Origin of the sequence: Pseudomonas sp. NFACC51, from assembly GCF_900103575.1 — a bacterium.
Taxonomy (GTDB): Bacteria; Pseudomonadota; Gammaproteobacteria; order Pseudomonadales; family Pseudomonadaceae; genus Aquipseudomonas; species Aquipseudomonas fluorescens_Q.
Map to the genome: position 1 here is coordinate 93,519 of NZ_FMXH01000002.1, position 15,611 is coordinate 109,129.

At 63.5% G+C, this 15,611-nt stretch carries 2 protein-coding genes; one reads left to right on the top strand and one right to left on the bottom strand.

Features of this window, described 5'->3' with window-relative positions; genetic code table 11:
- Window positions 1-86: 86 nt before the first annotated feature.
- On the top strand, window positions 87-2,660 hold the full coding sequence (locus BLT00_RS04545; protein WP_092145855.1) for a bifunctional diguanylate cyclase/phosphodiesterase: 2,574 nt from the start codon (window positions 87-89) through the stop codon (window positions 2,658-2,660).
- A 143-nt stretch (window positions 2,661-2,803) separates the two neighbouring features.
- Here BLT00_RS04545 and BLT00_RS04550 read toward each other — a convergent pair whose 3' ends face one another.
- Entirely contained in the window at window positions 2,804-15,424 is a 12,621-nt protein-coding gene (locus BLT00_RS04550) for a filamentous hemagglutinin family protein (RefSeq protein WP_092145857.1), read from the bottom strand.
- Window positions 15,425-15,611 lie beyond the last annotated feature (187 nt).

Below are 15,611 nucleotides of genomic sequence, written 5' to 3' on the forward strand. Positions count from 1 at the left end.
GTGTGATCACGACTAAGTAAATCAGCTCACCAGCCGATATAAGACAGGTGCGGGTGAAATCGCTTTTTGGCTGATGACTTATTTTTATGATTGAAATTGCTGGCAATGACTCAACTGTCCTTTCCCCGGGTTCGCCAACCCGAAGTTTCACCCGTCGCACTTTTCCGGCCATCATGCTCCTGCTGTTTGTCATGTCCGCACTGGCGATCGCCGTGCTGCTCAACATCACCGGCGTCCAGGACCGCCGCGCCCGTGAACAGAGCCTGTTTTTCGCCCAGCAGGCCGTCGAGGGGATCCGCAAAGGTATCGGACGGGACCTGAGCGATTATTCCAAGTGGAGCGATGCCTACCGGCACCTGCATGTCAGCGTCGACAAGGAATGGGCCTACGACCAGGAAAACGTCGGCAGCAGCGTGTATTCGCTCTATGGCTACCAGGCCGTGTTTGTCATTTCGCCGACCGGCCAGACCGTCTATTCGGTGATCGACGGCCAGATGAGTGAGGTCAATGCCGACACCTGGCTGACCGGCGACTTGCGAGCGCTGTTGAAAAAAGCCGCCGCTGCGCAAAATCACGACGAAGTGGTCGTCGAGATGCTCCATCACGAGGACGCCCCTGCGTTTGTCGCCGCGTCCGCCATCACCATCGGCACGGACAGCAGCGTGCCCGAAATCCCCGGCCCGCCCAGCCTGATGCTTTTCGTCAAGGTCCTTGATCCCGGCGCCCTGGAAAACCTGGCGCGGGACTTCGCCCTGCCCGATGCCCATATCGCCAGGACACCGGGCCCCGCCGATACCGCCCAGCTGCTGCTCGACAACCTGACCCTGGAAGCCTTGGCCTGGCGGCCGCAGACCCCGGGCCAGGATCTGCGCAAAATCCTCCTGCCGTTGCTGGCCGTGGCGTTATTCGTGCTGGGGATTCTGGCCCTGGCCGTTCTGCGCCATGCCTTGGCCATGCTCCGCGCCCAGGAACGCCAGTACGCCAGCCTGCTGGCCCATCGCAAGGCGCTGGAACGCAGTGAAGAACGTTTCCGCGACATTGCCGAAGTGTCATCCGATTGGTTGTGGGAGGTCGATTCGACCGGGACCCTGACCTATCTGTCGGAACGCTTCGAACAAGTGACCGGCTTCAGTCCCACGCAGTGGCTGGGCAAACCCCTGCACCGTCTGCTTCACCCCCATGGCGGCTCGATCTCGATTGCCCAATGGCTGCTCGGCGGTGCCAACAGCGACTCCTCGGCGCCGCTGCTGTGCGAGTACACCGCGCGCAACCAGCGCATCCGTACCTGCAAACTCTCGGTGCGGGCCATCGAAGCGGGCACCCTGGGTTTTCGCGGCACCGCCACCGATATCACCGACGAATTGCGGGCTCTGGCCCAGATCAAGCACCTGTCCCTGCATGATCCACTGACCGGGCTGGCCAACCGCAACCGCTTGTTCGATTGCCTGCGCGAGCACCTGGACCGAGCCGATCGTCCGCCCCTGGTGCTGCTGAACCTGGACATGGACCGATTCAAGCCGGTCAACGACTCCCTGGGGCATGCCGTGGGCGATAAAGTGCTCAAGGAGGTGGCGCATATCCTCCAGCAAAACGTGCGCGGAACTGATCTGGTGGCACGTCTGGGCGGTGATGAGTTTGTCATTGTCATGCCCGACCCGGGCGATGCCGACGATCTCGATCAACTCTGTGAACGGCTGATCGATTGCATGCAACGGCCCATGCACCTGGACGGCAATACCCTGTACCTGGGGGTCAGCATCGGCGTTGCCTGGTCGCAACCCGGAGACGAACGTGCCGATGAACTGTTGCGCCACGCCGACATCGCCTTGTATGCGGCCAAGGCCGCCGGCCGCAACACCTGGCGCGTGTATGTGGAAGCCATGGGCAACCTGGCCCGCGACCGGCGGCAATACGAACAGCAACTGCGCGACGCCATGCAACGGGATCAACTGGAACTGCGCTACTTGCCTCGCTTCGACGTGAGCGCCGAGCAATTGCACGGTTTCGAAGCCCAGACCTTCTGGCACCACCCCGAGAAAGGTGAACTGGGTGGGGCCGACTTCATACCGGTGGCCGAAACCTCGGGCCAACTGGAAGAGCTGGGTACCTGGATGCTGATCAACGTCTGTGAAGAGGCCGCCACCTGGCCGAGCGCCGTCAACGTCTCCATCGCGGTTTCACCCCGCTGGTTCAACAGCAGCTTCCTGCTCGACCAGGTACAAGAGGCCCTCCAAGCAAGCGGCCTGGCGCCTCACCGGCTGACCCTGGAAGTGGCCGAAGGGGTTCTGCTGGCCGACCACAAGACCGTCGCCAGCACCCTCCATGCGCTCAAGGACCTCGGCGTGCGGATCAACATCGACAAATTCGGCACCAGCATTGCCTCCCTGCGCGAGGTACTGGACCAGCCGTTCGATGGCATCCGCTTCGATCGCAACATCCTGACGCAGCTGGGCCTGGAGGATGACAAGGAGGGCGTCCTGGCGATGATCCGATTGAGCCGCAGCGTAGGGCTCATGGTCACCGCCGAAGGCATCGAAAACGCCCGGCAATTCAGCCAACTGCGCAACGTGGCCTGCGACCATGTCCAAGGCCCCTACTTCGGCGCCGCCCTGGCCCGCTCGGAAATGGCCTCGTTCTTCACCACCCCGCGGTGGCTGTAACCCACTTCCCACCGCTATCGCGAGCAAGCCCACTCCCACAATAGTGGGCCCGTGGTGAACACAAGACTCATGAACACCCAAGATCACCTGTGGGAGCGAGCTTGCTCGCGATGACGCCGGCACAGCCAACCTCCCTGCCCCCCTTACAAACTCAACCGCCCCCGCTCTTCCTCAGTCAGCCGCTGGCGGTTCTGTTCGTCCAAAGGCCCCGCACCCAGGACCTGCACCGGGCTGGCCGGGTCGTAGGCCCGAGGCGCTTCGCGGCTGGCGCCGTCGCGGGACGGGGCCAGTTGCTCGGAGCCAAAACTCACCACCTGGACGGTAAACACCGACGCCTGGTTCTGCCGCGCCGCATTCTGTTGCTGACGGGCCACGTCTTCCGCCGCCTGCGTCGCCGAAGACGCCGCCGAACTGGCCGAGGTGATGGCCCCGGTGTTCACCGAGGCCGCCAGCGGCACGCCGGTGGATTTGCCCTGGGTCTGGATGTTGGCCGCGTTCACCACGGTCAACGCCGCGATGTTGACGTTACCCGACACCCGGATTCCCGCCTCGCCCGCATCGATGGTGCCCAGCGGCGCAATCAGGTCGATATCCCCCGGCGCCACTTCGGCAATCGGGTTGAGCGTGGCAATACCAGCACCGGTACTCGGCACCGCCGGCGACAGCGTCACGTTACCCCAGGTGTCGTACAGGCGCTTGGGCGGCGTATACACCACGGTGGTCTTCGAACCGCGACCGGCGTTGATATCGCCCTTGGCCGACCAGCCAAGGATCGAGCCGCCAAAGGTGGTCATGATCCGGCTCTGCCCCAGCAGAATGCTGTTCTGCGCATACAACTGGATATCGCCCTCACCCTGGGTGATGACGCCTGCGGTGGACGGCGGCGCGTTGCCCTCGATGCCGAAAGTCTGGCCGCCGCCCGGGGTCAGCATCTGGATACTGCCGCCGAAATCGGTGTGCACCCCCGCCCCGCCGAACATCGTGATGTCGCCCTTGTAGGTGATCGGATTGCCCGCCACGTCCTTGGTCGGGAACAACAAGTCGATAGCCTCACGGCCCCGCAGATAGCTGCCCTGGCGCACGCCGCCCACTTCGTTGTACTCACGCCCGCCGGCCTTGAGCTCGGCGAAGTACACGTCGCGGGCAAACACCCGCTGCTGCTCGGCCGGCAGTGCCGCGAAGTAGCTGCGGGCCTGCTCGGTGTCGCCGCTGAAACCGAAGCGCTTCTCCAGCCAATCCACCAATTCGGTTTCATAGGTCTTGGCGACCTTGCCGTCCTGGTTCGCCAGCGGCACACCGGCCAGGGCCTGGTTCGCCGGGTCCAGGTAGGCCTTGACGAAGCGCTCGTAATCCGCGCCGTTGAGGCCCGCGCCAGCTTGCAGCACCAGGCTCGCGCCAGGGCGCGAATCTCCCGGCACCACGGCGCCGAGGCTGGTGATGCTGACCTTGTCGTCCATCAGGATATTGCGCCCGGCGGTGATTTCCAGCAGGCCGGGACCGGCGACGTTGAAGTTGCTGTAGAGGATGTCGCGCCCGGCTGACACGATGGAGATGTCGGTGGGGTTGTTGTGGATGAAGAGGTTGCCGGCGCTGGTGTACTGCCCCGTGACAAACTCACCACCCTGGCCGCCACTCAGCGGTGTTCCGCTACTGACGATGTCCCGCCCGGCCATCATCCACACCGACCCGGTTCCTTCGTAATAAGTCTGGCCGAATCGGCTGTCATTCGGGGTGGTGAACGTCATCGTCCGCCCGCTATTGACGGCCAGCAAGTCGCCCTTGAGCGCATAGAAACGGGCAGGATCGGTGTTGCTCGCCCATTCGTCGGACGCGCTGCTGCTGTCAAAAGCAAACAACGGCAATGTATTTGCGCCTATAGAGACACGATTGGCATCGACGGAGAGATTACTGACCACCACAGTGTTACCGACAAGCCCCATGAAGGCCGGCCGAAATGGTGTGGCCATGGCCGTGGACGAGGCACCAGAGCGACTGACCGTCAGGTCACCGCCATAGATGGAGTCACCCGCGAGGAACTGCAACTCGCTGTTGATGCCGGGGGCAAGCAGCAAGGCTGAGCGATAGCCGTTACTGGAGTTACCGGAGCCTGCGACCTTGGCCTGGCCGTAGTAAAGACTGCCACTGGCCGCAACGGCCCGCAGAATCGATGGGTAGACTACCGCCAAGTCCGTCTCGCCCCCAGACATCAGCGGCGTCAGATTGCCCCCCGATGACCAGAGATCAATCGCAGTATTAGCCGTCCACAACGAAAACCAGCTCACGCCCGAGCCGTTAGTCGCACCATTTTTGAAGGGCGACACGCTCATCATCGGCGCCCGGCCTGGGTCGGCAACGTCCATCACGACCAAGTCGCCCAACGTACGCAGATCGAAGGTAGCATCACCAGGCATGAGGGTCAGTCCACCGGTTGCAGCTCCTCGTGTGGACTTGAAGGAGTCGTAGGCCCGTGTTTCTCCAGGGGATTGCACTGGGGCACTGTTGCCGTAGAGCAGGTCGATACGACCAATGGCACCACCATCGATTTGGGCGTGTCCTCGCAAATTGATGACCGCGCCGTTGAGATGCCCCATGGTGAACGAGCTCTCGGGATTCAAAACACCACCCACACGCAGGTTGAGATCGCCACCGCCGGTCAATTGCAGGCTGCCATCAGAGCCCACACGTCCGGTGCTGCCCACCGCCAACAGCAGCCCCTGGCTACGAGGGTTGATGTTTGAGTTGAAGTCGTTACCGGCGAGCCGGTTCAACACCCCCGCGTCACCCTTCACCTGTACATCCAGATCACCGCCACCCAAAGTCCCGAACCCGGTGAAAGCGGCCATTTGATCAGCGCCACCCGACACCGTCGACGCGGTATGACTACCGAAGTTGATCCACCAGGCGGTCGGCTGGCTGCTCGCTGAATCACCATTGCCTTGGCGCCAGAGCCAATTGCCTACATTGGCCGAATCCTGGCCCATGTCGGTAGGGTTCGGTCGCCCGCTAGAGTTGACAGGCGCCGTCAGGTTGCCACTGAGGTCACCGCCGACCTTAAGCAACAGGTTACCGCCCGCGTCCGGATACCAGGCGCGATAGAGACTTTCAGCGCCGCCATCGACCAGCTTTTCGTTACTGCCATCCTCGTCGGTGAGCACCTTGCCGTTGGCACCCAGGGCCTTGGGCTGGTTGTAGGGATCGCCTGGGAACGTCGGTGCCGACGAGGTGCCGGCGGTGTAAATGCCGAACAACGAATCCATGCGCAGGTTGCCACCGCTGAGCAGCTCCAGGTCGCCGGTGCCGGTGCGGATGACGCTCGGACGGACACTGCCGGCAACCGCTTGATACTCCACATCTGCGGGAGCACAGACACTCGGCGCCGCGTCGCAGAGTGACTGAACCGAATCAAACTGGAAAAACTGCGCAGCGGCCTGGCTGATCAGCTCGCCGGCCTTGACCTCAAAGCCGGAACCTGCCAATTCCTCCTCCGCGGCCTTGGTCCATCTGTAAGAAGCTTGAAGCGCGCAAATACCGGCGAAATCCGCACAGAAGGCGTCAACCGAGTCGTAGCCAAAATTGCTCACGATGTCCAGGTCAACGGTTTGGCCAAGCTCTACCGTGAACCCCGCGCCCGCCAGCTCATCGACCCCTAGTTGAGTCCACTGATAGGTGCCCTTGGCCGGCACGGATTTGCCAAACATGCCGTAGTGACTATCGGCAAGACGCAAGTCGCCTTGTACCGGATCGGGCTGGACGATCCTGCTGTCCGCCGCCGTCGTATCGGCCCCGGCCACCAGCCGCAGCGACCAGGATTGCGAACCCTCGGCGAGCATCGGGGCGATAGCCCATATGCGGCCATTGCTGCCGGCGATTTCCGGACGTAGCTGGATCGACTCGACGCCATCCGGCAACTTCACATCGGTGCCCGAGGGGATCAGCGAACCACGGTTCAGCGCCAGGCTGCCGTCCAGCTTGAGAATATTGCTCTGGACATTGCCCGCGTCGGCCACGTTGGGCAGCGCCACGCCCTTGGGCCAGGTGAAACCGAGCAAAGCGGTGGCGCCGCTCAACACGCTGCCAGCGCCCAACTGCGAGCCGGCTTCGAGGGTCTGGGCCCGGCTCAGCAAAGTGCCGGCGGCAAACAGCAGGTTGCCGGAGGCGTCGTGCACCGCAGCCGCCAATACCGTGCCGGCCGGCAGTTCCAAGGGTTGTTCCAGGATCGCCGCCACTGGCAACCGGGTGCCGGCCGCCAGGGTCACGTTTTTGATGGGTAAGTCGTAGTTGAGCGTGGTTCCCGCAGGGAACGCCGTACCGTCGGCCAGGGTCACGCCGGCACCGGGGACGACGATGTCGCCACCGGTGAAATCGATGCCGGGCAGCAACACCCAGCCTTTGTCATCCTGAGTGGCGGGCGGCGGAGAGAATCCGTCGTTGATGCTGCCGTAGATGCTCAGGTCGCCCCCGGCGCGCAGGGTCAGCGCGCCGGCCTCACCGGAGCCGTACACGGCGGTTTGCCGAGTGTGCGGGTTGACACTGGCGTAGCGATAACCGGACAGGTCCAGGTCGCCCTGCACCACCAGGTCACCGTCGGCCGTCGCACTGACGATCTCGACGCCGGGCCGCAGGTGGAACGCATCGGCGTAACGGGCGTTGTTCAGGCCGGCGAGTCTACGTTGCATCAAATCGCTGTTGGCCAGCGCCGCGTTGATGAAGGCGAGGCTGTCCTGATGCTTGCCATCCAGGTAGGCCTGGTCGATGACCTGATAAGGACGGCCACTGGCCGCCGGATCGCTGCCAAAAGCTGCGTCGTTGTATTGCCACATACCATTGACGGCGATGGACCGCGCGCCCTGGATATCCAGGTTGCCGCTGGCGTCGATGGCGATGTCACCGTGGGTGGCATCCGGGCCGGCGCGCCGGGCATTGAGTTCCAGGGTGCCGCGAGCGCGGCCATCATGCTGCCCCGCAGGCGCCGCGGTGCCATGGCGCAAATCGATGCGCGCGCCGTCGGCCAATGTCAGCACGCCGCCCCGGGAGGTGAGGTCGACCATGGCGCGGTTCGGTGAGTCGATGATCTTGCCGTAGCTGTCTACACGCAGGCGATTGCCGTGGGCATCGAGCACCGCGCTGCTGCCCAGGGTCAGGGACCGCCCGGCGGCGAGCCGGATGCTGCCGACCCGTTCGCCGCTGGCGTCTACCTTGCCATTGACCAACAGGTTTCCATTGTCGACCGACACGCTGATGGTCGAGGCCTTGAGTTCGTTGCCGATCACCAGGTCGCCCTGTTTGAGCTGGAAGCCACGGGAACCGAACACCTGTCCATCATCCAATCGTTGGTTCAAGGCCGCGAACTGCTCGCTGAGGCTGCCGTTGCCGCCCAGGCGCTGAGCCTGGACTTCTACACCGCCGGCCAGGTACGGCATGGCGGTGCCGCCGGCGTCATATTCGCCCGTGCTGCTGCCGAGAATCCGACCCTGCAAATCAACGATCCCGGCGGCCTCGTCCAGGGCCACGGCACTGAGCCGGCCAGCCTGGTTGTTACGGGCCGAGAGGTCGATGCTTGAACCATCCGCCTGGCGGATGTTGCCGTTGCGGCTTTGCAGGATCACCTCACCACCGGCGCTGTAACGCGTCACATCGTTGAAAGTGACTGCGCGCCCAGCCAGGTCGATCTGCGCCGCATCCGTCAGGGTCAGGTCATCCGTCGCGCTGAGGGTGAGCTTGCCGCTGGGCAGCACCACTGCGCTGGCGAGGTTGAGGCTCGCGCCCTTGAGGGACAGCTCGCCCCCTAGCCCGGAGACAGCGCCAGGCTTAGCGGTTGTGCCCGTTACATTGACCACGCCGCCTGCAGTAATGCGGTTGACCGATCCGGCTTCACCCGTGAGCAACGGCGTGAGGATATTCAGGTTGCCGCCGCTGTAGACGTAGCCTGTTTTTGCGTCATAGGCGCCCTGGCTTTGATACACCGCCAGGCTGCCCTTGTGATTGGCGGTCAGGCGTTCGCTGGCGCTGAGGTTGACGTTGGCGAATCCCAGGGCCAGGCGGTCCAGGGTGGTGACCGAGCTGGGCTGGGCGAAGTCACCGTAGCCGAATTCGATGCGCTGGGCCTGGATGTCCAGGCGACCGGCACCGGTACCGGCCCCACCGGCAATCACCGGACCCGGCGCGCCGACAGCGCCGTTCCAGATCAGGTTGGTGGTGCGAATGGTCGCCACATCGTTGGCGCTACCGGCACCATAGATGGCAGGGGTGCTGAGCATCAGATTATTCAGGCGCGACTTGCCTGTTGTCGGGTCATAGGTGTCGAGACTGACGGTACCGTAAAAATTCAGCGCCTGACTGGCCGACAGTTCGAGGGTTTCCAGGGCCGGAGCACCGTACTCGGTGTCCCCGCGCAACAGGCGATCGAGCACGGTCTGGCTCAGGGTCAGCCCCGCCGGCAAGACCTGGTGCGTTGCCGCAGCGCTCAGGGCCTGGGCGGTGCCAACGTTGATGTTGCTCAGGGCCAGCGTCAGGTGACGGGTGCCATAGCGCACTTGGTCGTCCAGTTCCAGGCTGCTGCCCGAGGCGGCGACGATACTGCCTTCAGAGTGAATCTTCGTCACGCCTGTGCACGGTGTCAGGCTGCAACCGCCGATACTGACCGAACCCGTGGAGCCCGATTGCGGAGCCAGCACGTTGAGCAAGCCGTTGGAAGCCGCCAGCAAATTGTAATTCTGGTTCCTCACATTGAGGTTATAGATAAAGCCATCACGGGCATCGTACGCCGCCTTGCCTTGCCCGAGGGTGTTGATGGCGGCGCCTTGTTCCACCAACAGCTCGCCCCCGTCGGCCAGCAGGAAAACCTCCGGTGCCGCCAGAGTCGCGCCTTCACGCAAAGTCACACTGCGGGAGACCCTTTGTGGCGTGACGTAGTTACCTCCTTGGCCATAAAGAATTGAAAACTGGCCGCCGATCACTTGGCGCGAGGCGTTCAATGCATTGAGGCTTGCGGCATTGAGGGTCACACCTTCGAAACCGGCCGTGGCCCCGCGCCCGTCGGCAACTACCTCCAGTGCGCTACCGGTGCCACCCACCACTGCAACGGTACCGCCGTATCCACCCGTCTGAGGCGCGAACTTGCCAATACCCTTGAAGGAGAACGCCTGATCCCCAGCGCCCCTGGCCAGGTTCAGCTTCAAAGTCTTGGCATCCACTGGCAATAAAGCCCTGGGGACACCCAGGCGTCCGGCGTCGGCCACGGCAAACTGGGCGTAGCTGGTTTCGTTGTATTGCGAGTAGCGGCGAAGCACATTTCCCGACGTCAGAATGACCTGACTGGACAAACTGTTGCGCTGCCCGGTATTAGCCACCGACAGTACCCCAGCGGTGGTCCAGGAGCCGTTGCGCATCTGTTGCGCAGCCGTTGCCACCCCCTGCCCCGCCAGGCCATTGACTTCGACCCGGAACGCCCCCGGCAACAAGGCGTAGGTGGAGGGCATCAAGGTATAGGTGCCCGCGGCCAATCCCGGAACGCCAGCACCAATGGTAATTTGCTGGCCTACCCTGGGGTCCACTGCGCCGCCTTCGGGGGCGACTGGTGCATATTGGCTCTGGTTGCCCGGCACGATGGCATAGACCGGGTTGCTGGATAGGCCCGGCAAGGTAAAACCGCCGTTCGCGCCGATTTGTACCAGCGGATTGAAACGCGCGTCGGTGGAACCCCCTCGGCCAGAGATAAACCCGGCGCCGAGCAAGTCACCCCCCCCCGAGAGGTCGAGTACCGAGCCTTCCTGAGCAACCACCGACTGCCCCCCCAGAATCACGCCGACATTGAGGTCACCATTGTCGGAGGGCACTGCGCCTTGCCCCAGCAGAACGACTTTTTTGCCTGCGTACTGGTAACTCTGCCCATCGACAGTACCGCCATAAGGCAGGATCAGCCCTAGGCCGCTGACGGAGGTCAAACTGTCCGGCAACAAGTCCAGCCGGGCAGATATGCCCGCCGAGCTATCATTTGTACCGACTTCAAGCAGCCCAAGCGGAGCCCGTACGACACCCCCTTGTTCGATCTTCGCACTGCCCAATTGCAAGCGACCGAACACCGAATAAGGCACCTGGGGGACGACCTGGGTGGTACGGCCGATAACCAGACTGCGCGTCGGATCGTAGAGAGGGATGTTGTTAACGGGATCGCGCCCCCAGCCATACCCTGCCAAAACACGAGCGCCTACGCCGGTCGCTGGATACAGTTGGGCGGCCTGCAGGACCATGTCCGCAGGCGTCACCAGTTGAGTTGTGAAACCTAAAGGCAACCCTTCGTTCGAGAACCCGGCCAGGAATCGCACATCTCCCCGACTGCTTAACTGAACCCGGTCAAAACCTGTGCGCTCCAACTCGACGGTGCTGCCGTCGGCCTGCCGCACGGTCCCCTTGCTGCTGAACGTCACGTTACCCTGCACATCCAACAGGTCTGCGTTGACAGAAAACACGGCCTTGTTCGTCTGCAATGATACGCCGCCGTCGACCACCGGTCGGACGTAGTTATCCTTGTTTGGAAGGTTGGCCGCGGGGCCCGACAGCAGTACATGGGAAGCATTGAGTTGAGCCCGGGTATTTGGCGCGGCTGCACTCGTGACAAAGTTGCGGGCATACAGGCTCAGGCTTTGGCCAAGGGACAGCGACACGTCACCATCGATGCTCAACAGTCCATTGCTCAACAGCGCCAGGCTGTCGAAACCTCCCGACTGGACCTGATCAACACCCAAGCGCCCGTGGCCGTAAACCAACGAGTCCGCCGCTGTCTCGGCATTACCCTCCAGCAAGCTCGCAGGCGCGGTCTGTCCCAACACCAACTCACGCACCTTCATCGCTCGGTCGCTGGCGGCGTTCTTCACGTAGTAAGGCGTTTCCAATGCCACCGACAACTTGCCGCCCGCCGCCCCTGTCCCGCCCGAATGGGCGCTGAATGCGCCATCCAGGTACAAACCATTGGCCGACGCCAGGGAAATGCTGCCGCCATTGCTCGCCACCGAGGTGCGCCCCTGTCCGGGAATATCCAGCACGGCCTGGCTGCCATCCGCTTGCAGACGCGCGCCCTCGCGCACCACCACAAACAGTTCGGATGCGGAAGCCGAACCTTTCTCGGCGTCGATCTGGCCGCCGATGACAATCTGCCCGCCATCACGTACCAGGCCATAGGTCTGACCGCGCATATCCTGGGCGGTCACGGCCCGGCTGGAGACATCGATCAGAGCCTGCTCGCCCAGCCAGATGGAGCGACCGTGGCCCTGAGCGTTGACGGCTTCACCCTCCGCACCGATGACACTCAACCCGGTGAGGCTGACCCGCCCACCCCACGCATTAAGGGTACCGTTGGCGGTCAGTTGACCGATGCTGCGCACATCGATGCCCTGGCCCGGATCGACGCTGACCACGCTGCCCTTGCCCAGGTTCAACACCGTGCTGGCCATGTCGGCGGCGCTGGAGTTCGCGGTACCGGCAGTGAGACTCAGGCTCGCGCCGCGACGCTGGGTCATGACACCTTTGATCGCATCTTCCTGGTACAGCTCCGGCGTCCAGCGCTGCAACGCATCGGCCGGCTCCGCGCCGCTGCCGGTGTTCAACGCCTGCTCGCCAAAGCGGTACACCGGCATCGTCACATCGACCTGGGCCCCGTCGGCCACGGTCAGACCTTCGTTACCGGTGATGTCATAGGCCGAGAAGCCTTTGTCAAAAAAGTCTCCGCCCAGTTGCAGGGTGCCCGGTTCAAGCGGCGAGCCGCTGTCGCCGATCAGCACTTTATGGGCCGCCAGCGTCAAGGTCCCGCCGCCATTCACGCCGGTGCCGCGCAGTTCACCGTCAAGGTTCAAGGCGCCGTTATCGGACGATGCGCCGGTACTGGCGGTCAGGGTCAGGTCACCGCCCTTGCCGCCGCGGGTCTTGCCATCGGCCATGACCGCAGCACCGGAACTGACGTCAATCCGACTGCCCTGACGAACGTCAATGTCGCCACTGCTGCGCACGGACACCGTGCCGCCGTTGAGGAACGGCAGGCCTTGGCGGTCGTTGCCGTCAAGCAGCAAATTGCTCCACCGCCCAGCGGTGTTCAGCATCACGCCCTCGCCCAACGTGACCCCGGCACGCTGACCGGTGGCGGGCGAAAGCACGACGTCTCCCATCTGGAAGTTATCGGTTCTGACCTGCTTAAGAACGTTACCCAAGGCAATGCGACCGCTGCGAGCCGTCAGGTTGGCGTTGACTTCCACCTGTGGTGCATAAAGCGTGATGTCGCCGCCATCGGCCACTTTAAGCGTGCCATCGACTTTGATACCTTCTGCCGCCGCCACCTTGACCGCGCCGAGCTGAAAGCCATTGAGCAGTTCGTTATCCAGCACCAGCTTGCCTTGCCGATCGGTGTCGACCACCGAGGTCAGGTCCTGGCCCGCGGCAATCTTGTCGGTCACCTTGCCGACGGTGACCTGATCGAAGGTGGGGTTCAAACCGCTGTTGATCACGCCTGCAGTCTTGTCATAGATCGGCGTGTAGCTGCCCACCCACAACTGCGCCCGTCGGGCCACGGCATTTTGCGATTGCTGGTAACCGTCGAGGTTGAGATTCGGCGCCTGAGTCTGGCGTTCACCCTGGTAGACCTCACCAACGATTTGGCCTTCCAGCACCGCGTTGCGGGTCGACACCACCAGCTTGCCGGCATCGCGGCCGACGGTGTAGCCGGCTTCAAAACGCTCGCGTGGGGCAATCAGCGGGTTGTAGTAGTAATCGGTCTGGCCCCAACGCTGGCTGTGGTCTTCGTAGCCCTTGTAGATACCGGTGTAGAGAATGTCCCCCGGCGCCTTGGACAATTCATGCAAACGCCCATCAGCGCCCTTGAGCCAGGACTGCCGCAAGTAGCCGCTCTGCACATCCAGGGTACCGCCAGACAGGTTCAGTTGCGCTGCCTGCTGGGTCACCACGTCGTTGCCAGTGAACGTCAGGGTGCCGCCTTGAGCAGCCCATTCACCGGCGCTGTGGCCCCGGGTCCCCAAGTAACCGCCGACTTCCAACAGCCCACCCGCCGTGTACCAACGGTCGGTGGCGTAACCATTGGTGCCCGCCGGCACGTAGATCAAGTCGCGCACATCCACCCAGACATCGTTGTTGGTCAGCTTGCCGTCCTCGCGGTTGACCGGTGCGTCGCGCTGTTCATTGCCCTGCACGTTGACCTTGATGGAGTTGGACTCCATCGCCACCTTGACGCCAATGGCGCCGGATACGTCGATCACCGCGCCATCGCGCACCAGGCTGCGCCCGGCGGCGCTGACCGCGACCTGGCCGCCGGTGGCCAGGGTGATGGAGCCGTTCTGGAAGTCAACGCTACCGCCACTGACGATCTCGACCCGCGACTGATCGGTGCGGTCGACCACGCTGCTGAGGTTGTTGAACTGGCCGGTGATCAGGTTGTTCGGCGTGCCATCCAGGCCGGCCGGTCCGGCATTGCGCTGACTGTCCAGGGCACTGCCGCCGGCGGCGTCGAGCAACACCGCCGTGGCGCTGCCCAGCCCCAGGGTCACGCTGCCAGTGCTGTCGCTGAAGGCGTTGAGCAGGTGCACGGTGCCGCGGGTGTCCACTGAACTGGTGGCGACGGCCACGCCGTTCTGCTCGACCCGGTGTCCGGTGAAGGTGATGTCGCCGGTGCTGGCCTGGATCAGGCCGCTGTTGATCACCGTGCCGGCGCTGCTGCCCGGTTTGAGGGATGTCGCGACCTCGTTGCCACGGGTGGTGGAACGCAGGTTGCCGCTGGTGCCCTGGCCGCGCCGGATGTAGAAGCTGTCGCCTGCCGCCAGGGTGGTCTGGCCCTTGGCGGTGATGATGGAGCCGGCGTTCTCCACTTCGCTACCCAGCAGCAAGGCATAGCCGCCCCCCGCCGTGGAGGTGGCGGCACGATGGGTTTCGATCAGTGCGCCCTGCTGCACTTCGACCTTGCCCGCCGCGTCGGTGAAGGTCGGCTGGGTGCCAGTGGCATCGACGTACAAGCCGCGCTTGCTGAATTGCTCATCGCTGATGTTGGCCGCCACCGCCGCCAGGTTGCGCACGTTGACCTGGCTGCTGCCGCTGAAAATGATGCCATTGCGGTTCACCAGCATCACCGTGCCGTTGCCCTTGATCTGGCCCTGGATCTGGCTCGGTCGCGCCTGCGGATCGTTGACCCGGTTGAGCACGGCCCAGTCCGACTGCTGCTGGAAATCCACGGTGGTGTTGCGCCCGACGTTGAAGGTTTCCCAGTTGAGAATCGCCTTGTCGGCGGTCTGCTCGATCTTCACCGTGGTCTTGCCGCCGGCCTGGGTCTGCTGCGGTCCCTTGGCGTTGAGCCAGCCCTGGGTCAGGCTGTTATCGACCTTGAGCCCGCCCTCGCCCAAGCCGTCGGGCACGGTCTGGATTTGCCCGAACGCGGCCTGCCTTCCTGCCGCTTGCGCCGCCTGCTGGGCCGCGATGGCGGCCACGGTGTTGTTGAGGTTGGTCAACGAACGCTGCAACTGCGCATTGGCCCGTTGCTGTTGGGCCAAGGGCGGCGGCATGCCTGGCAACGCCGTCGTGGGCCGTGCCGCGCCACCGGCAGGGGACGCGCCCTTGGCGGCAAACCAGGCCGAACTGAACGCGGTCGCCGCCTGGGCATTGCCAGCCACCATCAGCAGGGCAATGGCCTGGGCCAGCGGCTTGAGCCGCAACATCGACAACTCGCCATCGCGACGTGGAGCATTCAGGTTCGTCTGGGGTTTGCAGCGCAGCATCCTACTCATCCTTTCGGGTTCGCTCTAAGGGGGCGTAACGCAGTGCTATCAAGCTGCCAGCGTTGGTTATAGGGGATAGGCGGTTACAGCCGCTCGGGACCGAACGGATGTCATGAAAATTTCATGTGGCTGTGTTGGCGCGGGTATGACGCAAAAAGTCAGCAACGGCTTTCACCGTTGCTGACCG